Raw genomic sequence first — 22,131 nt, forward strand, 5'->3', positions numbered from 1 at the left:
ACTAATAGTTTGCCATGAAAGGTACTGAAGAGCCGTTTATGTTCATATTTAAGCAGCTGCCAATTTCTTCTTTTTCAAGAACATACTCACGGTACCAACTAGCAAGATACCGCCAAGAGTAGCTGGTTCAGGGACAGATTTACTTGGTTCTACTTCTACGATCCCGCCTAATTTTCTGTTGCCTCCAAATCCACCAGAGGAATCGTTCCAGATGCCAGCAATATTCCAGTTGGTGAATGCATAATCTTCAGAACCAGCGAAGTTGTTTGGCTCACCAGGTGCCCAATTTGTATATGTCACAGGCTGTCCACTGATCCATTTAAATGCACCTTCTTGAACTACATCAGTGAAGCCAATCCAAAGCCGCTCAACACCACCAAAAGTGCTGACGAGCCAATTGTTTTCGGCTGCATCGTTGATCGTAACCAGATTTCCTCCCGCAGCTACAGCCTGAGATTGAGCGCCAGTCCATGAATCGGTAGTCGTTAAAAAATATTGGTGTCCATTGCTTGGGTTGGTGAAGGTGGCAGCAGAGGCCGCGCTTCCTATTCCCAAAGTCATAGCTGCTGCTGTTGCAGTCACTATTGATAGCTTCTTCACCCATAGGGGATTAAGGCAGGTCAGTTTCATCACGAAAAATTCTCCTGTTGTTTGCTGTTTTAAATGTAAGTTTTTAGACTGAAGTTTTTATTCTACTGAGTAAATTATTTATTGAAAGGGTTACATGTTTCAAGTGGTTTATAGTTTAATTTACTTAAACTTTATCGTTTTTAGGATTTTATAGTGATTTTTGAGTTTACTTTATGCCAGCTTCATAAAATACGGGTTAAAATAAGTCACTTTGTATACTTTTGTGTAGGTCGGGAATAAGTAGTAAGGTAATTGAGATTCTTTCCCCAGGACAAAAGCTAAAGAAAGTACTTGGTAATTTATTACACTGTTGCCATCATGAAACGGAATTAGGCTGGTTGATCAACTCAGAAGCGGAAAGTATTCTGGCTGTGTTTCCTGGTCAAAAAGTGGAATCATCTGAGGGTGCTGATAAATTACCAATACTTGGGGGTATTGCGTTAGAACTGACAGTTAAAGGCGTTTCTGGCTGGTTGAATTTTGATTGAGTTTCAACGCTCCAGGAACGCTGAGGAGTTATTCTGCATTGCCAAAAAATTCTAAAGCAAAACTGTCTCCACTCTTCGGTTATCTTCAGATAGCTTACCCGTCCGCAACCATTCTGCCATTTCTGCTGGTGCTTGCACTTGTTGGAGGTGTTCCCGTAGTTGTTTACCTTCGAGGATTTCTGTTTGCAACAGTTGCTGTGCGGTTTTCTCTAGCAAATCGCGGTTATGTTGCAGAATACTCAAGGCGATGTGGTGAGCATTATCTACAATCTGCTTGACTTCACGGTCAATTTCCTCAGCTACTTGGGGACTGATAGCCCGTCGGGGATTAGGATAACCTTCGAGAAATTGCTGTTGAATTTTTTCAAAGGCTACCGGACCCAAGCGATCGCTCATTCCATAAATTGTCACTACCCGTTCTGCCAAATCAGTGGCTTTTTGGATGTCGTCAGCAGCACCAGTAGATACCTTACCAAAAACGATTTCTTCGGCAGAACGTCCACCCAACAAAGTCGCAATCCGTCCGCGAATTTCATCTTCTACCATCAAAAATCTGTCTTCTTCTGGCATCTGAATTGTGTAACCCAAGGCTCCCACACCACGGGGGACAACAGAGATTTTTTCGACTTTACCAGCACCAGGCATTAAAGCTGCAATGATGGCGTGACCAACTTCGTGATAAGCTACGGTCTTTTTCTCGGTTTCATTCAGTACGCGAGAGCGTTTTTCTAAACCAGCAACTAGGCGCTCAATAGCTTCGTTGAAATCTGCCATTGTCACAGAGGAGCGATTTTGCCGCGCTGCTAACAGTGCAGCTTCATTCACGAGGTTGGCTAAATCTGCCCCCGCAAAGCCAGGAGTTCGAGTAGCAATAGTTCCCAAGTTGACATCTTCGGCTAATTTAACGTTTCTCGCGTGGACTTTAAGAATTGCTTCCCGACCGATTTTATCGGGACGATCTAGCAAAACTTGACGGTCAAAACGACCAGGACGGCGCAAGGCGGGGTCGAGGATTTCGGGGCGGTTGGTAGCGGCGATGATGATCACCCCTGTGTTGGTATCAAAGCCATCCATTTCTGTGAGTAACTGGTTGAGGGTTTGTTCTCGTTCATCATTACCGCCCATAATCGGCCCAGCACCACCGCGAGACTTACCCAGGGCGTCTAATTCATCGATAAAGACGATACAGGGTGCTTGTTGTTTGGCTTGTTCAAATAAGTCGCGGACTCTAGCTGCACCTACACCAACGAACAATTCGATAAATTCTGAACCAGAGATGCTGAAGAAGGGAACACTAGCTTCGCCGGCGATCGCTTTTGCTAGCATTGTTTTACCTGTTCCTGGAGGTCCAATCAACAACACACCTTTGGGAATTTTTGCGCCTAAATTCGTGTATTTGGTTGCATTTTTGAGAAAATCGATGATTTCTTCGAGTTCGGCTTTAGCTTCATCTACGCCGGCTACATCAATAAATTTAACGCCAGTATTGCCTTCAGAATAGATCCGCGCTTTGCTTTTACCTACCGTTAACGCCGCCGGTCCACCACCCTGACGATTGATTAAAAAGGCCCAAATTCCAAAGAAAATTAACGGTGGTGCTACCCAACTGATTAAAGTGCCAAGCCAGCCATTTTGATTGGGTGGTGGTGCGGCAAACTCTACATTATGTTCCCGAAGAATCTTTGGTAAATCCAAATCTAGGGCTACTGGTGTCGTAGTGAATACCTTTTCTGTCTGTTCAGCATCGGCAGTTTCGGTTTTGACAGAGTATTGAATGCGATCGCTTCCCACAATCGCCCGAACCACCTTACCCGCTTCTACCTGCGCCAAAAACGTGCTATAAGGAACTTGCGGTAATCGCATCCCAAAAAAACTTGGAACAATCAGGTTCAGTAGTAACAACAGCGTTAGCAAAATTAAAAAACTGCCGCCAAACTGCCGAACTCGCGGTGGTTTAAGCTGGTTCTTGTTATTAGTTTCTACAGGCATTTTGATCTACCCTCAATTCAAATTCTTTATTAGTCCTTAGTTACTTAATTTTTAATCTTGAGTTATCAGCTTAATAACAGAGCAAATAGACCACACAAAGCAATGCCATCAAACACCCCAGCACCACCAATACTCAATACCCCGGAACTCATAGCTTGAATATCTTTTAGATGCAGCAAATCAGCACCTATTAGAGTCCCAAGAACTCCACCGGCAAAGGCCACAGGAGCCGCATGGGGTGAGGCAATTAACATTGCAGATACAGCAGCAGTTAAGGGAGCCAGCAACGGATTCATTTGGATACCTATTCCCGGCACTACTCGCGCCGCAAAGTAGCTGACAACAGTCACAATCGCCGTAACTAGCAAAATTGCCAAAGCATTACCTTGAGTAAATTGGTACAGTGCCAACGCCACCGGAATTAAGCCCCCACCCACATTCACGGCGATCACAGTTGAGCTAGCCACTTTCCTTAAAGGTATACCCCAAAATTCTCTTACCCACAGCGTGGCGAAATCATCTGCCAATTGAATCGGAGCTTGTAGACGGTATAAGGGTATATTAATTGTGCTGGTGAGAATAATTAGCACCAGTAATAAAAAGGCAATGTTAGGAGAAAATCCCAATTTAGCAACGGCAATTTCTACCACATCTACTGCCACAGCAAACCAGATAAATGGTAGCAGTAGTAATAACACCAGAAATAAAAGTAATGAAACTGGTAGATAGATCATGGGGATTGGGAAATAAAATTATTTTGTCACTCACCCAAATCTGGCTAGAAGGATCACAGATGTTTTTTGAGAAATACTAAGAAAAAAGATCATGTCAGGATTCTTCTAAGTAGCCATCGTCAACTGTGTACACCATAAGCACGAAAAAACCTTAGTTCCTATTACCTCTTACCTATTGCCTCATTGCTTCATTGCCTAATTGCCTCTTACCGAACTTTTATGGAAAATCAAATGGGATTTGTACTGAAACTGATTCTACTCTCAGGTTTGTTATCGCTATTGATTAAATATGCCGCACCGAGTTTATTAATTCCGGCGACAGCAACGAACGCGCTGATTATAGTTCTGTTGCCTACTGTAATTATGGCGATCGCACTACTGTGGCGAATCCCAAGACAAAAACAAAACTAAACACAATCATCAAGGCGGAACTTGGTAAAATCAACTAACCTAGGTGCATTGTTAGAAAATTGCATCTCGCCAAGTGTTGGGAGTCCGCCTGTGAACCTCGGTCAATGGATCGGTCTAATCGCGCTACTACTGTCTTTATACATATTGTGGCAAATTCGGGAAGTGCTCTTACTGATGTTTGCCGCAGTCGTATTAGCAACTACCTTAAACCGCTTGGCGCGACGCTTTCAGCGCTCAGGTCTACGTCGTGGCTTGGCCGTTGTACTGGCAGTAAGTCTCTTTTTTGCTGGTGTCATCGGGTTCTTCTGGCTGATAGTGCCGCCTTTTGCCCAGCAATTTCGCGAACTAACCTATCGCGTTCCCCAAGGTTTTGGGCGCTTTAATAGTTGGCTTGATGAACTGCGAAGTCATATTCCTATCGAATTACTGCCCTACATACCCGATCTTAACAGTCTGATCGAACAAGCACAGCCTTTAATCAATCGGGCTTTAGGAAACTCCTTCGCCTTTGTCTCTGGCTCTTTAGAAATTGTCCTCAAGGTTTTGCTAGTGCTGGTTTTAACAGGGATGTTTTTAGCCAACCCCGACGCTTACCGGAAAGTATTTGTGCGGCTGTTTCCCTCATTTTATCGGCGGCGGGTGGATGGGATTTTAGAGAAATGTGAAGTTTCATTAGAAGGCTGGATCACAGGTGCTGCCATTGGTGTCTCTGTTGTGGGTTTGATGAGTATGGTTGGCTTGTCAATCTTGCACGTCAAAGCAGCTTTAGCACTAGGGGTTTTGGCAGGCTTTATGAACTTGATTCCCAACTTGGGTCCAACCATCAGCGTCATACCTGCAATGGCGATCGCACTTTTGGATACTCCCTGGAAAGTCTTGGCTGTCTTTATTCTCTACTTCTTCATTCAACAAGTTGAGAGCAACTTCATCACCCCCATCGTCATGGAGAAGCAAGTTTCACTACTCCCCGCAGTAACCTTAATTTCTCAGCTATTTTTTGTCACCTTCTTTGGCTTTTTAGGATTATTTCTCGCCCTACCTCTAACTGTTGTCGCTAAAATTTGGGTGCAAGAAGTATTAATTAAAGATGTATTAGATCAATGGGGAGATAATCATCAACAAGCTACAGAGTTGGTGATAGTTTCAGAAACTCCTAGATTTGAGGATTCAGCTCAAGCAAATGAGAGAAGAGAGCCAGAAATCCCGAAGAGTGACGATGAATAGTCCATCATCTCGTAGGACAGGCATCTTGCCTGTCCAGCAATAAAAATTAAAGTCCCAATTGCGCCTGTTTGCCATTTTGTAGCCTATAATGTAGTATATAAGTTACAAATAATATAAAACACACCTAACCGCCTAGCTCCCTTACCGAATTCCTAAGGGGAGTGTAGAGACGTTGCATGCAACGTCTCTACATTAGCAGGAGAAAGGTCTTACATTTATATATAGGAGGGTAAAAGTTGAAACTTAATCAAGTCATAGCAATTCTGCAAACAGTTAAAGCTAACACCGCAAAAGCTAAAACATCTGTTTATCAACTAATTCAAAAAAGTGCCCTATTTCAGGGGATATCACGAACATTTCAGCCAGTAGCTGAAGATGGCTTTGTCTATCCCCCAGAAAATCAGACCCTGCAAATGAAAGCAGAGGATTTGCTAACTCAATTTGAGCAAGCTTGCACAGAACTATTTAACTTATGTGCAACCCAAGATTGGGCTAATGCTCAAGCCAAAGCAGATATAGTAGTTGATGGAACAACAATCTTACGGGAAGTACCTGTTTCTTATCTGCTGTTTTTAGAAAAGCAGTTAACTGACATGAAAACCTTCATCTCCACACTACCCGTTTTAGATAATAGCGAATCTTGGATTTATGATCAGCAACAAGCGTGCTTTGCTACCGAAGCAAAATACACCACCAAAACCAAACGAATAGTTAAGCCAGTGGTATTGTATGAAGCCACAAAAGAGCATCCCGCACAAGTGAAAGAATCCTCTGAAGATGTGCCGGAAGGAACTTGGCGCACAGTTAAATTTTCTGGCGCAATTTCCCAAGCAAGGCAAAATGAATTGCTACGGCGCGTAGACAGACTAACCCAAGAAGTTATTTTTGCTAGAGAACAGGCAAACAGTTTAGAAGTTACCGAACAAAATCAAGTTGCTAGATCAATTTTTGGTTACTTGTTTGCACCGTCAAATTTCAGGTAGAATAGTATTGGAGCGCAAGTTTAGTTTCAGTGTCTACAGGAGAATTTGTAGGTTCGATTCCTACTCCCTCGACTTCATTAAACCGGGGGATAGCCAAATGGTAAAGGCACTCCTGACACAATAAGTCTCATAATTAGTTTTAGGTTATTGCTCCAATCTAAACTTAAAAATTCACCTTCTGCATCGACCTCTGTAAACAAATGTCAGTGGGACACGAGTTCAAATCTTGTCCGGTCCTCCAAAATTTTGGGCTGGTAGTTTAGCGGTAAAACACCACGACTTAAAGATTAAACTTACAGTAACCGGAAATTAACTCGGCAGAAATCGTGAAACAAAGCACCTAAAAGCTGATAACTTTTAGTTACCACCCCCAGGCAAGGAAAGCGCCTGGGGGATTTTAAATTTCAGCCATTTTCAGCTAAATAAACTCACCCTTTTGGGACACAGCAATGCTGTGTCCCTACGACAGATATAGTTCAAATAAATCAAACCTGCTGTAGTCAGAAAATTGTAGGTTGGGTTGAGGAACGAAACCCAACAAATACCTTGTTAGTATTAGGTTTCTTCCCTCAATCTAACCTACTAACTGTGATTTGACTCTTCATGGTAAGGGTTTTTATCCTCAACTCCACCCCAGCGATTTTTAGAATATTCGATTGCTTGTTTAGCATCTAATTGCCGACTAGAATTTCCAGTACGAATATATAATTCTGATGCTTGTCCATTTTTAACATAAGCGGTCTCTTTAGAAGGCTTAACAATAATTCGGCAAATTTCTTTACTTTCTACTTGATGGAACGTTATGCTAATAAAAGAAATAAAATGATGACCAAAATTGCTTGTAAGCAATAAATCATGCAAGAGTAGTTCATAACTATCTCTATCCTTATTCTTAGCTGTTAGATAGTCATTTTCAAGCCCTAAAATTTGACCATCATCTGCTACACCAATTAGCAAAGTTCCACCTTCGGAATTCAAGAAAGCAGCAACAGTTTTAACTATATTTTTCTCCAATGCTTTATTTTCACAATTTTGCTTTATGTCCCAACGTGCATAAGATTTAAACTCCAAATGCTGACTTTCGGGTTTAGAAATTAACTCAATAATCTCCCGAACTTCAGATGCGGCAAATTCATCTTTTATTTCTAGCTTTTTTAATTCATTTTGCCTTTCAAGTTCTGAGTTTAATGCCTTTAATTGCCTAATTTCTTCGGCATTCTGACGTTTTCGATCTATTGAAAGCCTACGTTCTTCATTTTGTTCTTTTTTAGACTGCCTCTCTATTTCTTCAGCAAGCGTTTCTTCATTACGTGTTAATTCGCACCTTTTACCAAAGAGTTTTTTGCTAATATTAGCTTCTGAATTTTCAATTGCTGATATTTTGCTATAAATTTGTGCAATCTGTGTTTCTTTAGAACTAATTAACTTAGGATTTGGATTACTTGTAATACTTCGTCTAATACTTGCAACTTGCCCCAGTAATTGAGCCTTTTTATTTGATTTTTGACTAGCTTGTGCTTGAAGTTCAGCTACTTGTTTAGTCAACTGAGAAATATTTTGTTTGTAGATAGATAATGACATAATACACCTTAATTAGGTTCTTATCTTTAGAGTTATTGTGTTAATTATGAAAGTGTATCCAGCCGCGATTGATAATACTTTTATTAATATACAATTAATACATATATATGACAAGTAGCATCGTGTTATCAAGGACAAATTTAGTTTATTAAGTATCATTGCTATCCTTCCCAATACCATAAAATTTAATTATTTGGTATACAGGATCGCAGATAATGAAGATAGACTGCTCACTAGGTTAATAAATGGTTTCCAGCGTTGGTATTACTGACACCATTAAAAGCTTGAGCGATTTACAAACACGCTGTAATTTGCGTCAAGCAGAAGATGAGCGCTTTTTTAGCGAATGGATTGAAGACTTACCCCAACTTAATCAGCAAGAACAAGCGGGTGTGACTCGCATCAAGCAGCGTTATGACTACCATCGCGTTGATGGCCTGCTGTTGGAAGGTACAATTAACTTATTAGTAGTTTCGCCATTATTGGAACTTGCAGGTTTTCTAGATCCACCTTACCGAATTCGCTCACCTTATGGCATTGCTTTAGAAATCGAAGAACCTGAAGAAACAATTCGTGGTTTTATTGATACGCTAGTTGTGCAAGAAAAACTTTGGATTTTTGTTGTTGAATCTAAACGAAACAGCATTCCAGTTTTAGCAGCATTACCGCAGTTATTAGCTTATATGCTAACTACTCCCCAAACTGATAAACCAGTATTTGGGATGGCGACAAACGGTGATGAATTTATATTTCTGAAATTAACTCTTTCAGATACACCTCAATACGACGTATCACGAATATTTTCGCTATTTCCCCGGCGTCATGAATTGGCAGAAGTTTTGCAAATTTTAAAGCGATTAGGACAAGCAGCGCTAAAATGAGGGAATTCATATTATCTCTATTCAAAATTACTCAAAATAATTTCACCCTTGGCTTACGATAATAGCTGCAAATATCTCGCCGAAAACTACCCGGCTGAATTTGCTAAATGGTTACTTTCGGCTGACACGGACGATATCCAAGTACTAAAAACAGAACTCAGCTTAGAAGCAATTCGCGCTGATGCTGTTACCTTTTTGCAAGTGTCTAACCAAATTCTGCATCTGGAATTTCAAACTCAACCCAAATCCAAAACTCCAATAGACTTTCGGATGCTGGACTATTACACCCGATTAAAACGCCAATATTGGTGTGAAATCGAGCAGGTAATTATTTTTCTCCAACCCAGCACCTCAGAAATTGTCTTTAATACCCAGTATGTAGACACCAAAACTAGACACGAGTATCGAGTTATTCGTTTATGGGAAGAAGATCCCGCGCCACTATTGGCAAATCCTGCTCTTTTACCGTTGGCGACTTTAGCTAGAAGCGATTCACCCAAAGCCTTATTAGAGCAAGTTGCCTCCCAAGTCGATATGATCGAAGAAAGCGATAAGCGAACAAATATATCGGCTTGTATACAGGTTTTGGCTGGTTTGCGTTTTGACAAAGATTTGATTCAACAACTATTTCGAGAGGAAATTATGCAAGAATCTGTAATTTATCAAGATATCCTCCAAAAAGGAGAGCAACGTGGAAGGCAACAAGGAGAGGCGACGTTAGTTTTACGTCTGCTGAATCGTCGGGTTGGTGTTATTGACTCTGAGATAGAACAGAGGATTAATGGATTATCTACCAATCAATTAGAAAATTTGGCAGAAGCACTGTTAGATTTTTCCACTCAAGCTGATTTAATTAGCTGGTTAGATAGTCATTAAAATACAATAATTTGAGGGCTGAAGCCCTTACTACAAACCTTTAATTATTTACGTTGTTCTACTTAGTCCGATAATTAAGATGTCAATCCGCTACTTTTAAAATGCGAACAATTGCGGAAATTAATGAAAAAATCAGCCGTAAACGTGCGGTGGTGTTGACGGCTGAAGAGTTAAAAGCACGAGTTGCCGAAATTGGTGTTACTAAAACGGCCAAAGAAGTCGATGTGATTACCACCGGCACTTTTGAGCCGATGGAGTCAAGTGGGGCAATTATTAATCTCGGACACACTGATCCACCGATTAAAATTCGCCGCTGCTGGTTGGATGGTGTGCCAGCATACCCTGGCTTTGGGGCGGTGGATTTATACTTGGGTGCTAGTTGTCCCGTGGAGGTGATGGATGGGGAAGAAGTGCGGGAACGTGGCGGTGGTCATGTCATAGAAGATTTGATTGCGGGGAAACCTGTATCAGTACGGGCGTTAGGACAGGTTACAGATTGTTATCCACGGGCGAGTTTTGAAACCACAGTTAGCAAGGAAACGATAAATCAGTTTTATTTATTTAATCCGCGCAATCTTTACCAAAATTTTATTGTGGGGGTGAATGGAGGCGATCGCACTCTTTTCACCTATCTCGGCCCTTTACAACCCCGTGTGGGGAATGCGGTTTACTCTAACCCCGGTGCAATTTCTCCCCTACTTAATGACCCAGATTTGCAACTCGTCGGCATTGGGACAAGGATTTTTTTAGGCGGCGGTGTTGGTTATGTTGCTTGGGAAGGCACCCAGCACTTCCCCTTACAAAAACGTTTAGCGAACCATACACCGATTGGCCCGGCTGCCACCTTGGCTTTAATTGGTGATGCCAAGCAAATGGATGCTCGATGGGTGCGGGGTTGTTACTTTAAAAGCTATGGCCCTTCGTTAATGTTGGGCGTAGGTGTACCACTTCCTGTATTAAATGAAGCAGTAGTTGAACGTTGTGCTGTACTAGATAAGGATTTAGTCGCGCCGATCGTAGACTTTTCTATTCCCCGGCGCGTTCGTCCTACATTTGGTTTGGTGAGTTACGCCCAACTTAAATCTGGACGGATCACCATTGAGGGTAAAACAGTGCGAGTCGCCCCTTTAGCCAGTTTATTTCTTTCGAGGCAAGTCGCCCTAGAGTTGAAACAATGGATTGAAGCAGGCACGTTTACCCTCACAGAAGCAGTTGCGCCAATTCCAATGGAGCGTTCTTTTTTACCCCAAGACCGCTGGACAGATTTTTGATCTTGGTCATTGGTCATTGGTCATTGGTCATTGGTCATTGGTCATTGGTCATTGGTCATTGGTCATTGGTCATTGGTCATTGGTCATTGGTCATTGGTCATTGGTCATTGGTCATTGGTCATTGGTCATTGGTAAGAGTTTTACCTATTACCAATCCCCAATTACCAATTACCTATTACCCTACTCTTGAGTTGGTTTTGGTCGCTTGATGATGGGTTTAGGCGCGGGTGGTTTCGGTATAGGTTTTGATACCGCTGAGGGGTCGCCGCCTGTTTTCTTGATGGGCAATGGTGGAGCTTCCCCATTTCGTCTGGGAGGGAATGGTCTCCTTCCAGCACCACCACCGCCACCACTACGAGGAGCGCCTTTGAATGGTGGTTTGCGTTTTTTGGGCAAATCAGCGATCGCATCAGCCTTTTCTACAACTAAGACATCAGCTTCCCGCTTGACTTTGAAGTCCCAAAATTTGCCTACAGCTTTGGTCGTCAGCACACCCCTCAGTTTCAACTTAAAATACTTAGGTTTATCAGTTGGTTTACGTGGAGCCTGCTTAATCTTGACTACTAAGCTTTTAGCATCAAAAGACTGGTAAACTACCTCGCCACGCACGGAAAAACCACCATCGGGAATGTCTGAGGAGGGTGTGAGAGCTTCTGTAGTTTCTTGGGAGTTCTCTGCTAAAACTTCATCAGGACGCTGGAACACTTGTGAAGTAGAATCTTCGTTGTCCTCCTCTGTGGGATTTTTAGCCAAATTTTCTGGCTCCCAAACTCCAACAATTTGGAGGTGCAACGTGTCATTTTCTTGCCTTGTGCGGGGATAAACTACCCAGAGATGTTCTTTTTCTAAGTCCAAGTGATTCTTGACTAAACTCATAATCCGACCGAGAAGGACGGCATTGAGTTCAACATCATCTGTAGTCAGCAGTGTACCTTGAGTAAATTGTTCACTGCTGGCATGGTAGCGACCCCGAACTAACCCGATGGCTCGGTACTGCATCGGTTCACTGGGAGGTGGAATCGGCTGCTGTCGATTGCTTAAATTCCCATTGGAGTCAGTATCGCTAGGGTTAACAGCGGATTTTTCTAGCTTAGAGATATTGGCTGCTACTGTATGAACATTAGCGGCTGCCTCTGTGTTAGTTTGGTTAGTCTGGGCCTGGTTAGAGGCAGAAAGATTAGCGGATTCAGGAGACGGCATCAGGTCGGAATTCATAAAAACTCCTTGCGGCGGAGACACATCCCATTGTGGGATTTTACAAAGGCAGATGAAAAGAGCGTTTGTGCGGCTAATAAAAGTATATTTCCTTTCAATAAAGCCACTTCAGCGCACCCTGTGAGAACATAAAAGACGCGAAATGTTGCATTTATACACTAAATGTGTAATCTAACGTCTTTAGACTAATTTCGGAAGCATATCATAGGTACAATTCTGACGGCTCCTCCTAAAGTCATCACTTACTTTAGCAGTGTGGATAGTTATTTGTTATAAAATTCACCGTCTATGGACGGTATTCCGCAAAGATTTGGAATTTTTTAACTTTGGGATTTGTGTAAATGTTAATCTCATTAGAGTTCAGGAGAAGGACAAAATTGTGTCTCAACCACGCAATCGCTGGATAGTTCAGGTCGTGTTGGCTCTGGCAGTTATTGCTTTCGTCGGGGTTTCGATCATGCCCATAATTGGAGCATTGAATGATCAGCAATCTCCCGGCCAGAATACTGCCAGTAGCAAAGGCAGTTTGCCGAACTCTGACCAAAAATCAAAACTGGATGATCAAGTCCGGGGTTATGAATTGGTTTTGCAAAAGGAACCTGAAAATCAAACAGCACTCAAGGGAGTGTTAGAGGCAAGGCTACAATTACTAAGTCAAAAAGGTAGAGGTGAGATTAAACCAGCAGATATCCAAGCGGTAATTGAACCTCTAGAAAAGCTGGCAAAACTGAATCCAGACAAGTCAGAATATGCTGTGCTTTTGGCACAAGCAAAGCAGCAAATAGGCGACAAGGAAGGAGCCGCAGTCGCTTATCGTTCAATTTTAGCAACGAGACCAGGTGATCTGAAAGCTCTGCAAGGGATGGTGACTCTCCAAATCAATGAGAAACGCCCCGAAGCGGCTATTGGCTTGCTGCAAGAGACTCTCTCTAATGCTGCCCAGGCGAATACAATTCAGCCTGGAAGTGTTGATATAGTTGCTGTACAGGTGCTGTTGGGCAGTGTCCACGCCTTCCAGAAAAATTATCCGCAAGCGATTTCTGTCTACGATCAAGCAATTAAGAAAGATCCCCAGGATTTTCGCCCGATCTTAGCAAAGGGGATGCTGCTGAAGGAACAGGGCCAAGTGGAAGAAGCAAAGCCTTTATTTGATAGTGCCTCTGCTTTAGCACCTGCTCAGTACAAAGACGAAATTAAAAAGGCAGCATTGGCAGCCCCCACTCCTACCCCTGCGGCTACTCCAGCGGCTACCCCAGCACCGACACCGGAAAGCGCACCTACCCCTGAAAGCACACCCAGCCCTTAAATTGCGTCCCTTATGCTCCTTCGACGATCGCGATCGCACCAAAAATCAGAAACAAACACCCACCAATAAAGGTGATTTGCCGCTCATCCAAGCGTCCGGCAATTAATTTGCCCCCGATAACTGCGATCGCCGCACATAAGGCGTGTCCTAAAATAGCACCCGCAGTTACACCAATGGGATTATTACTGGCAGCTAGGGCGATGGTAGCAAATTGTGTGCGATCGCCCCACTCAGCCATAAATGTTAAAACAAAGGCTTCTAAGACAATTCCCCAGTCGCTTTTTTGCTTTGGTAGCTGCGATTCTGCCTGTTCTACCGCAGCTTTCGCCTCATCTATCACTTCTGTATCACCAGCAACAGTAGTCATCTGACTAGCATCGTACAGCAGCTTAATTCCAAAACCAATAAACAAAGCTATTTCGGCGTAATGAATTATATCCTTTGGCAACAAAGAAACCAACCGTCCCAATATCACCGAAAGGATTGTCATCGCCGCTAAAGCCGCTGTCACACCGATAAATACCAGTTTCCGCGAGTGACGCATTGCCAAAATTACAGCGATAAAAAAGGTTTTATCACCTAGCTCTGAAATTGAAATTAGTAACAAACCTGCTGTAAATGCTGTTAACACTCTCTCAAGCTCCTGAAGGATTTTTTACCTGTATGAGCTTGATGAGAGCGGCTAAACTTCACCAGGCTCACACTTTTTTTGTGTGAACTCAGTGAAGGTCTCGCTTTCAAATATTAATTACTTGCCACCTGAACCAGGCTAATCGCCAGTATGTTGACTCAGATGTACTGGCTTTTTGATTTTTTGCCAGCAGCTACTCCCCTTCTATGCGATATAGACTATACAACAATTTCAGGTAGTAGTCAAGAACGTGAAAAATTATCTCTTGACAACTTACTCTCATTTTGAGAGAATAAAGGGCAACAGATAATATCTCACTTTTGTAAAGATACTAGGGCTATTTATTTCTAGACATAAACCGCCCAGAAATTCAGTTCTGGGCTAATAACTAAAGTCCGTTTTAACGGACTAGAAATTTCTTTTAGTCGTCTTGAGACGACTTTCGCTATTAGACTCAGAATTCATTCCGAGGCGGTTGTTGAGAATGAAATAGCCCTGGTAAAAATACTACTGTCATTCTATGTGTAATGACCCTTACTTTTGACAATAATGCTTATAGTCAATTACTTGCAGAAATCGCTCCTCAAGTAATTGAAACTGAAACAGAGTACGAACGTCTTTTAAAAGTGGTAAAACGTCTTACTTTTAATAAAAATCGTACTCCAGAGGAGCGAGTTTTATACAAATTGCTTGTAAAGCTAATTGAAGATTACGAGGAAGAAAATTATCCAATGGATAAATCTACACCTCATGAAATATTGCAACACATCATGGAATCTAGCGGAACCCGTCAAGCTGATTTAGTTGGTTTGATTGGTTCTAGCGGTGTAGTCTCTGAGGTTGTAAACGGTAAGCGTGCAATTAGTAAAACACAAGCTAAAACGCTTGGTGAGTATTTCAAAGTTTCACCGAGTTTGTTTATTTAAAAAAGAGTGCTTATTGAGGTAAAAAATCATCATCTATAACATCCGATAGTTGATATGAACACATCACAGGAAAAATTTCTACTTCTAAACCTGTTTCAGCCTTTGCTTGCTTAACTGCTTGTGTATAACACTCAGCAAAAACACTTTCAAGATAGGGTTTGAGACTAGGGGAATCACTTAAAGATTCTAGGACTCGTCTACGATGTTCAATAATGCTTCCTTCCCAGCTACCGCTTCTTTTTTCTGGCTGAAATTGCCATTTGAGTAAATGTACTAAAATCACAATAAAATTACTCTTTAAACTCTTGCGTTCACTCCTTCCCATATCGGCAATTTCTTCTATTAAGTTCTCCCAGTCCACATTTTCGTAGTCCTGACTTTGCAATTTCTCCAAATTCGTTTCTATCCATTGCAAGTAGTCAGTTTCATATAAGCTTTGGGAATGCGCCTTGGGGGAAGACATGGCAGTTTCCATCGGGAATACTTTAGATAATTTTTCGCATAACTCTACTGTGATTATAGTTCTTTCAAATGCGATCGGCTCGTCTTATCAAACATCTAGTAATCTAAACCAAGTATCCTAAGCCACACCATAATCTGTATATGGACGTTTATAGGGAGGCTGTAACCCCAGCACGATATCTTCTCTAGAAACACCCATTTTCACTAAATCTTCTGCCGGATTTTCTTCTGTTAAATTCTGTTGTAGCCAGATTTTGCCATCTTTAATGTCGAAGTGTATCACTGTGCGGTAAACACGATTTAAATCTTCCCAACCAACGTTCATCCACTGGTAATGGTCACGTTCTGTATCAAAGATGAGTTCCACTTCTACTTCGTCGGTTGAAATATCATCTTTAGCGTAATTTGTGAGTAAGGTTTGAATGTATTCTCGGTATTTGGCTATGTTATCCATTCTACAATCACCTCTTGTCTTGCTTCGTATACGACTAATGGCACTTGATACTTTTTTAGCGCAATTTGAGTAAACTCAAGTTGAAAAAATGCTCGATAAGCGTCTACGGGAACAGCCATGTACAGTGTCCGATTTGGTTCAAGAGTTTCTAGTGCTAGACGATAGCTGAGAAATTGACCTAACGCGGCATAAAAATCTGTAATTGCAGAAGGATTAAGAAAACTCTTAATTTCTACAGCAATTTTCTCACCTTCTCTTTCAGCAGCTATTAATTTCTCTGCACCTAAATCAACTTGAAAGTTAACATTGCCAAATTTAAATTTTAGTGGGTCATCTGTAATCACCCACTGCTCTTTTTGTAAAGCTTTCTTTACTGCTTCGTGAAAAATATCTTTTGCAGACACAGTCTAAATCAGCAATTTGACTACGCTATTGTTATTCTAAACCAAATTTCCTCAATTTTGAGTAGGGGCATTTCTGGGGAAACCCACAGATTTTAAATTTTCTTCTGTCCAATTCTCGTAATAGCGAGTTTTCAGCAATAGGTCGGAACTTGTCTTAATTATTTGATAAGATTGGACAATAAAGTGTAAGTAAGGTGCTTGTCTGGTAAAAACTCCTTGGATGTTAAAATCGTGATGGGGATGGCCAGCAAAGGCAATCAAACCTGTGTGGGAAATAATTTCATTTAAACGTTCTACAAATTTCTCAATTTCGTCTGGCGTCATTGCCTGTTTGTCAGGGTGAATGAACAATAAAGCTTCATGGTTGACTGATGAATTAAAATTATTTATTAGCTGGATTAGATGAGAATCACAATTGAGGTCATGAATAGATGAAAAAGAATAAACTTGGTAAATAATAGTTTCTTGCTGTCGTGCTTTTTGGGTAAAAGGGCAAACGGGCATATCGCTAAAAACAGGATGCGGTTTTTCTATAAAATTACGCATATGTTCGACCATGCTATTGATGATTTCTGCGTCATAATTTGTCATTTATTTCCATCTCCCTCAGTTTAAATAAGAGAGACAGGCGAGACGCCTGTCCTACGAAGTCTTGATAATCCCCATTTGCTAAAAGAGAAAGGGGTTAGGTTCCTAGGCTTTAGATATTTAATAAAATCCTGTTTAAGCATCCTCCTACTGTAAAAATTCTAGTGTTCTCTGGTGATTATTAAAAATTTCCCGGTCTGACTCAATATTTTCTAACAGAATTGAGAAAACTGTTTTGTCATATTCGCCTTCACAGAAAGTTTCTATATAAATTTTTTCGCTATCAATAGTAAGATATGCTTTCATAAACACAAAGTCTGTATTCAAGTCATTTACATATTCGAGAACATCTATTCTCGGCATATTTGGCTGGCAATAAAAGAAAGTTCTGATTAATACTCCTCGCCCGATAACACTCTTAATACTTATATTCTGCTTCCTAGGGTGACGGCAGATAAGTACTTCGCCATCTTCTTCAACATGATATCCATTGAATTCCATGTGATTCCGATATTTGACTAAAGGATGTGCTACGGAATCGCTGATATTAATGTCTGTCATTAGTTTACAGCCTCACTTGATTTAAAAATACTAGGTTTAGATTTATTATTCCCATCCAACGAGGAACTTAATCAACATCTGGTAAAAAAGAATGTAGAGACGTTGCATGCAACGTCTCTACAATGGTTCTGCTAACGCCAAAGTTGAGATTTTTTGTGTATCTTTGTGTCCTAGGGGTGTGTTCAAGTATATTTTTCAGCCCTAAGACACAATTACTAATATTTCCGTTCTTTTGGCTCAAACATATTAATCACTACTGGACGATATTGAATGTCAATTCCTGCTGGTGAATAGTAAGCCATTGTGTGTTGAAGAAATTTGCTATCATCCCGCTGGGGGTAATCTTCACGGAAGTGTGCGCCGCGACTTTCTTGGCGATTGATGGCTGATGCTAAAATTGTTTGTCCTACTACCATTAAACTCCGCAGTTCTAAGGCTTCCACGAGTTCTGTATTCCAGCAAGTACCTTTATCATCTAAATAAATTTGTGGGTATTGCTGTTGTAATTCTGCGATTTTTTGCCAACCTTCACGCATTAATTCATCGGTGCGGAAAACACCACAGTATTCAGTCATGGAATCTTGGAAGGCTTGACGAACTTGGTTAATTCGGTATTTTCCAGGCTGTTCTAGCAAGGCTTGGATTTCTTGTTTGGCTTCTGTGACATAACGTTGCTCATCGATAGCGGGTAATTTGCGATTTTGCACGTATTTGGCGATCGCAGATCCGGTACGTCTGCCATAAACCACACATTCCAACAGCGAGTTACTACCAAGGCGGTTGGCACCGTGGACGGAGACACAAGAGGTTTCGCCGGCGGCAAAGAAGCCATCAACTAAGCCGTCGCCACTGCTGCGGACTTGCCCATCAGTGTTAACGGGGATACCGCCCATACAATAGTGATTTGTGGGGCGTACTGGCATCGGTTGAGTGACGGCGTCAACACCAACTAAGCGGTGTGCTTCTTCCCAGCAGAAGGGGACGCGACTCATAATTTTTTCTTTGCCCATGTGGCGTAAATCCAGGTAGACAAAGGGTCCGCCTGCGCTACCATCGAGATTGATCCCCCGACCGGCGCGAATTTCATATGCGATCGCACGGGAGGTAATATCACGAGGTGCCAATTCCATCCGACTGGGGGCATAATTCGCCATAAAGCGATCGCCATCGGAATTAATTAAATACGCCCCTTCCCCGCGCACAGCCTCAGAAATCAGCACTCCCACCGGATATAAACCAGTGGGATGAAACTGCACAAATTCCATATCTTCTAAAGGCAAACCTGCGATCGCCGTCATCGCCAAACCATCACCCGTCGAAGCATAATCATTAGAAGTATTGCTATAAACACGACCATAGCCACCAGTCGCAAACATCACCGCCTTCGCCCGCACCACCTCAACACACCCATCCAAAAGGTGGAACATCACCAAACCCTTAGCCTGACCTTCCTCCAAAATCAGGCGCATCACATACCACTCTTCATAAATCTGCACACCATATCGACGCAAGTTGTTAACCAACTCGTGCAAAATCGCGTGACCAGTCTTATCAGCCGCATAGCAAGTGCGGTTATGGGTATGTCCGCCAAAAGCCCGTTGGGCAATGCGCCCATCCGGTAAGCGAGAAAACAAAACCCCCATATGTTCTAAATCAATCACCACATCAGGCGCTTCTTGCGTCAGAATTGCCACCGCATCTTGATCTGCCAAATAATCAGACCCCTTGACAGTATCAAAAGCGTGTGCTTCCCAACTATCTTCTGCATCCACATTTTTCAGCGAAGCTGCCATCCCACCTTGGGCAGCAACCGAGTGAGAACGAATAGGATGAGTTTTGGCAACCACAGCCACCTTTAAACTGGGGTCAGTACGGGCAATTTCCAAAGCGGCCCGACATCCCGCCAATCCGCCCCCAACAATAATTACATCATGTTCCAGCATCATCAATCCCCGATAGCAAACAGCTGCTGTTCTATTGTAGAGAGGCCATAAATTACTTCAGGACAAAAAAATTCCCTGCCAATAGACAGGGATGTGATCTCAATGCAAAAATTTTTGAGTATATAGATCAAGCCAAATACCCCAGTCTCAAATCTCAAATCGCCTCAGCTACTAGCTTGTATCGGTTGTTGCTGGGAAACATTACCGGGGATAGGTTCCATTTTGGTTCCTGGTTCTATAGAAGTTAATTCAATATGATTTATCAATGTAGTCACAAAGGCAAACAGCAAGAAAGGCAGCGTTAGCAAGACGACAAGACCCACCGTTACTAAAGCATACACTGGGCGTCTAGCACCCATCAGCGCCAAAGCTGATGCCAAACTGATGGTAATTGTGATCAACCAAACAATTATTTGACCGTAGATATCACCAAAGGTCAAGGTGCAGACAAACCGATAGTTTTGTATATTATTCTTATTCATCCTATTTGCCTCAAATTTCTTTCTCCTATATGTTCTACGTTAAAGCCATGTTTGCCTAGTAGACAAGTTATAAAATATTTTTGCAAAGATTGTAATATCACTTCACAATTAAGCCTTTTTGTTACCAGCGTAACTCCTAAATTAACTAGGGGGACAGTCTAATGAGTCTATTTACTTATAAGAATTGAGAATTATTAAGGTTTGCGAATATATCCCCATTTACCACCTATAAAAAAAGCTTTTCCTTGTTCCCTATCTTCTTTAAATTCTCCACCAACATTAACTAATGCCAAGCCTGCCGAAAAAGGTTTAGCAAAATCGAAATATGGTGTAATTACAAACTGACCCATTTGATTAATATATCCCCATTTACCTCCGATTTTAACAGCAGCTAATTCTTCTGAAAAAATATCTGCTTCCTCAAACTGCGGTTCTATAATAAATTTTCCAGTTTGATCTATATAACCTAGTTTATTCACAATTTTAACTAATGCTAACCCTTCGGAAAAACTTCTAGCATCATCTAACTGAGATGCAATTATCATCTTTCCTATTTGATCAATATATCCCCATTTATTATCTATTTTTACCGCTGCCATACCTGACGAAAATGGTTTAGCCTCGTCAAAGTTAGCAGCAATAATTATCTTACCTGTTAGCTCAATATATCCCCACTTATCAGCTATTTTTACCGCTGCTAACCCTTCTGAAAAGCTGGCAGCATCATCAAATTGAGCATTAATTATCAGTTTGGTATTTTTATCAATATAGCCATATTTATTCTTAACTTTTATCAGGGCTAGTCCTTCTGAAAAAGGTTCAGCACTATCAAACTGAAGGCGGTTAACCAGTTTACCTGTTTTATCAATGTAACCGGATTTATAACCCATCTTGACGGCTGCCATACCTTCAGAAAATGGCTTAACCCAATCAAATTGTTGTACCTGGAAAATAATTTTTTGTGATGTATTTATGTAAACATAATTACTCTTTATTCGTTGCTGAGTAAAACTATATTTTTTAATTTCTTTCAGGTCAAATTCTCCTGGAGATTGAGAATAAATACCAGATTTGAGAATCTTAGCTAAAGCATTATCATCTTCTCGTAAACCTTCATAGAAAAAGAAAACTTCTCCTTTAATACCAATAGAACGATTATAGTTTAGTGCCTGGACTAAATGTTCTGGATTAATTCTATATGTATTTTGTTTTAAAAGAATACCAGGAATTAATTGGGGCAATTGTTCTTTGGTAAATTGATTAGATACTAGCCTATCTATATCTCTTTTATAAAGTTCAAATTCCCTCTGATATAACTGTGGATGAATTAAATCGATTAACCCCCGATCAACCCAAGTTTGAGAATCTTGCAGATAGTTTTCATAACTCCAAGGATAAACACTCGGAGCCATTGAAATAATTAATTCAGGATTTATACTAATAATTTCTCGGTAGACGCGGGTTAAAAAATCTGAAAGAATCTCAGCCCGCCACTGTAACCATTTTGGATCTTTGTAATCCCCTGGTGGTGGTTGATTAAACTCTTGTTGATAGCGTTCAACAGTTTTTGGATCGTAACCACCTTCACTCGGTAAAGCCGGAAAGCGATCATCTCCTTGAATGCCTGCAACTTCATAGTTTTTTACGACTTCTAAGAATAAACTTAATAAAAAGTTTTGCACTTCGCTATCAAAAGCATTTAGCCACTCAAAACCATTTTTAATCAGTAAATTACCAGCAGAGTCACGGGCAGCCCATTTTGGTTTTTTGGCAATGATGGCACCGCCATTTTTTTGATAAGAACTAGCAAAGCCATATTCAAACCAAGGGATAACAGCAAGATTAACTCGTTTGGCTTCGTCAATTAATTCGGCTAAAGGATCTCTACCTTGAAAGCGTGGATTTATTTCCATGCCAAAGGTTTCCTGCATAACTTGGCTAGGATAGGTGGTTACGCCGTTATTCCAGACAACAGGAAATACTACGTTAAATCCTGTTTCGGCGATAAAGTTCATTGCCTCGGTAATATTTTGTCTGGAGTTAAAGACTTGACTAGCTGTTGTAGTTATCCAAATCCCGCGAATTTCCATA

24 protein-coding genes are annotated in these 22,131 nt (G+C 41.4%); 10 read left to right on the top strand and 14 right to left on the bottom strand.

Annotated features, from left to right (window positions below):
• Positions 1-48: 48 nt before the first annotated feature.
• Positions 49-630 carry a lectin-like protein gene (locus tag CYLST_RS16990; RefSeq protein WP_015208958.1) on the bottom strand — a complete coding sequence of 194 codons (582 nt, stop codon included), beginning with the start codon at positions 628-630 and terminating at the stop codon, positions 49-51.
• A 338-nt stretch (positions 631-968) separates the two neighbouring features.
• Here CYLST_RS16990 and CYLST_RS35550 point away from each other — a divergent pair, with 338 nt between their 5' ends.
• Positions 969-1,118 carry a hypothetical protein gene (locus CYLST_RS35550; RefSeq protein WP_216595220.1) on the top strand — a complete coding sequence of 50 codons (150 nt, stop codon included), beginning with the start codon at positions 969-971 and terminating at the stop codon, positions 1,116-1,118.
• Positions 1,119-1,169: 51 nt separating this feature from the next.
• Here the strand turns inward: CYLST_RS35550 and ftsH are convergent, their stop codons facing one another.
• Positions 1,170-3,107, bottom strand: a complete 1,938-nt coding sequence (gene ftsH, locus CYLST_RS17000; protein ID WP_015208959.1) for an ATP-dependent zinc metalloprotease FtsH — start codon at positions 3,105-3,107, stop codon at positions 1,170-1,172.
• A 65-nt stretch (positions 3,108-3,172) separates the two neighbouring features.
• Positions 3,173-3,841 (bottom strand): DUF1614 domain-containing protein, encoded by a 669-nt coding sequence (locus tag CYLST_RS17005; RefSeq protein ID WP_015208960.1) that lies wholly within the window; start codon positions 3,839-3,841, stop codon positions 3,173-3,175.
• Between the two features lie 219 nt (positions 3,842-4,060).
• Here CYLST_RS17005 and CYLST_RS17010 point away from each other — a divergent pair, with 219 nt between their 5' ends.
• The 3 genes from CYLST_RS17010 to CYLST_RS17020 all read left to right on the top strand — a co-directional run bounded on the left by CYLST_RS17010 (position 4,061) and on the right by CYLST_RS17020 (position 6,459).
• Positions 4,061-4,252, top strand: a complete 192-nt coding sequence (locus CYLST_RS17010; RefSeq protein ID WP_041233141.1) for a hypothetical protein — start codon at positions 4,061-4,063, stop codon at positions 4,250-4,252.
• A gap of 90 nt (positions 4,253-4,342) precedes the next feature.
• Entirely contained in the window at positions 4,343-5,476 is a 1,134-nt protein-coding gene (locus CYLST_RS17015) for an AI-2E family transporter (protein ID WP_015208962.1), read from the top strand.
• A 236-nt stretch (positions 5,477-5,712) separates the two neighbouring features.
• A complete protein-coding gene (locus CYLST_RS17020) occupies positions 5,713-6,459 on the top strand; it encodes a DUF7873 family protein (protein WP_015208963.1) in 747 nt (248 codons plus the stop codon).
• 582 nt (positions 6,460-7,041) lie between these two features.
• On the opposite strand, the gene CYLST_RS32355 is transcribed toward CYLST_RS17020, so the two are convergent.
• Positions 7,042-8,040 carry an AlbA family DNA-binding domain-containing protein gene (locus tag CYLST_RS32355; RefSeq protein WP_015208964.1) on the bottom strand — a complete coding sequence of 333 codons (999 nt, stop codon included), beginning with the start codon at positions 8,038-8,040 and terminating at the stop codon, positions 7,042-7,044.
• 245 nt (positions 8,041-8,285) lie between these two features.
• Between CYLST_RS32355 and CYLST_RS17030 the strand changes: the two genes are divergently transcribed.
• The 4 genes from CYLST_RS17030 to CYLST_RS33445 all read left to right on the top strand — a co-directional run bounded on the left by CYLST_RS17030 (position 8,286) and on the right by CYLST_RS33445 (position 11,277).
• The gene (locus CYLST_RS17030) at positions 8,286-8,921 is read left to right on the top strand and encodes a hypothetical protein (RefSeq protein ID WP_015208965.1); all 636 of its coding nucleotides are present in this window, start codon (positions 8,286-8,288) and stop codon (positions 8,919-8,921) included.
• A gap of 48 nt (positions 8,922-8,969) precedes the next feature.
• A complete protein-coding gene (locus CYLST_RS17035) occupies positions 8,970-9,797 on the top strand; it encodes a DUF4351 domain-containing protein (RefSeq protein ID WP_015208966.1) in 828 nt (275 codons plus the stop codon).
• 101 nt (positions 9,798-9,898) lie between these two features.
• A complete protein-coding gene (locus CYLST_RS17040; protein WP_015208967.1) occupies positions 9,899-11,068 on the top strand; it encodes a homocysteine biosynthesis protein in 1,170 nt (389 codons plus the stop codon).
• Entirely contained in the window at positions 11,065-11,277 is a 213-nt protein-coding gene (locus CYLST_RS33445; protein ID WP_216595264.1) for a hypothetical protein, read from the top strand. Before CYLST_RS17040 ends, CYLST_RS33445 begins: the two co-directional genes overlap by 4 nt.
• Here the strand turns inward: CYLST_RS33445 and CYLST_RS17045 are convergent.
• Positions 11,249-12,283, bottom strand: a complete 1,035-nt coding sequence (locus CYLST_RS17045; RefSeq protein WP_015208968.1) for a hypothetical protein — start codon at positions 12,281-12,283, stop codon at positions 11,249-11,251. The genes CYLST_RS33445 and CYLST_RS17045 overlap by 29 nt on opposite strands.
• 379 nt (positions 12,284-12,662) lie before the next feature.
• On the opposite strand from CYLST_RS17045, the gene CYLST_RS17050 reads away from it, so the two are divergent.
• Positions 12,663-13,589: a tetratricopeptide repeat protein gene (locus CYLST_RS17050; protein ID WP_041233698.1), complete on the top strand. Its 927-nt coding sequence runs from the start codon at positions 12,663-12,665 to the stop codon at positions 13,587-13,589.
• A gap of 10 nt (positions 13,590-13,599) precedes the next feature.
• On the opposite strand, the gene CYLST_RS17055 is transcribed toward CYLST_RS17050, so the two are convergent.
• Positions 13,600-14,220: a TMEM165/GDT1 family protein gene (locus CYLST_RS17055; RefSeq protein WP_015208970.1), complete on the bottom strand. Its 621-nt coding sequence runs from the start codon at positions 14,218-14,220 to the stop codon at positions 13,600-13,602.
• 527 nt (positions 14,221-14,747) lie between these two features.
• Here CYLST_RS17055 and CYLST_RS17060 point away from each other — a divergent pair.
• Positions 14,748-15,146: a helix-turn-helix domain-containing protein gene (locus tag CYLST_RS17060; RefSeq protein ID WP_015208972.1), complete on the top strand. Its 399-nt coding sequence runs from the start codon at positions 14,748-14,750 to the stop codon at positions 15,144-15,146.
• Between the two features lie 10 nt (positions 15,147-15,156).
• On the opposite strand, the gene CYLST_RS17065 is transcribed toward CYLST_RS17060, so the two are convergent.
• The 8 genes from CYLST_RS17065 to CYLST_RS17100 form a co-directional block, all read right to left on the bottom strand.
• Positions 15,157-15,609 (bottom strand): DUF29 domain-containing protein, encoded by a 453-nt coding sequence (locus CYLST_RS17065; protein WP_015208973.1) that lies wholly within the window; start codon positions 15,607-15,609, stop codon positions 15,157-15,159.
• Between the two features lie 117 nt (positions 15,610-15,726).
• A complete protein-coding gene (locus CYLST_RS17070) occupies positions 15,727-16,062 on the bottom strand; it encodes a XisI protein (RefSeq protein WP_015208974.1) in 336 nt (111 codons plus the stop codon).
• Positions 16,050-16,466 (bottom strand): XisH family protein, encoded by a 417-nt coding sequence (locus CYLST_RS17075; RefSeq protein ID WP_015208975.1) that lies wholly within the window; start codon positions 16,464-16,466, stop codon positions 16,050-16,052. The genes CYLST_RS17070 and CYLST_RS17075 overlap by 13 nt, the downstream gene beginning before the upstream one ends.
• Positions 16,467-16,517: 51 nt before the next feature.
• Positions 16,518-17,057, bottom strand: a complete 540-nt coding sequence (locus CYLST_RS17080; RefSeq protein WP_015208976.1) for a hypothetical protein — start codon at positions 17,055-17,057, stop codon at positions 16,518-16,520.
• 144 nt (positions 17,058-17,201) lie between these two features.
• Entirely contained in the window at positions 17,202-17,615 is a 414-nt protein-coding gene (locus CYLST_RS17085; RefSeq protein WP_015208977.1) for a hypothetical protein, read from the bottom strand.
• A gap of 215 nt (positions 17,616-17,830) precedes the next feature.
• Entirely contained in the window at positions 17,831-19,558 is a 1,728-nt protein-coding gene (locus tag CYLST_RS17090; protein ID WP_015208978.1) for a succinate dehydrogenase/fumarate reductase flavoprotein subunit, read from the bottom strand.
• A gap of 164 nt (positions 19,559-19,722) precedes the next feature.
• Positions 19,723-20,040, bottom strand: a complete 318-nt coding sequence (locus CYLST_RS17095) for a hypothetical protein (RefSeq protein WP_015208979.1) — start codon at positions 20,038-20,040, stop codon at positions 19,723-19,725.
• A 194-nt stretch (positions 20,041-20,234) separates the two neighbouring features.
• Positions 20,235-22,130 (bottom strand): WG repeat-containing protein, encoded by a 1,896-nt coding sequence (locus tag CYLST_RS17100; protein ID WP_015208980.1) that lies wholly within the window; start codon positions 22,128-22,130, stop codon positions 20,235-20,237.
• Position 22,131 lies beyond the last annotated feature (1 nt).

Origin of the sequence: Cylindrospermum stagnale PCC 7417 (assembly GCF_000317535.1) — a bacterium.
Lineage (GTDB): Bacteria > Cyanobacteriota > Cyanobacteriia > Cyanobacteriales > Nostocaceae > Cylindrospermum > Cylindrospermum stagnale.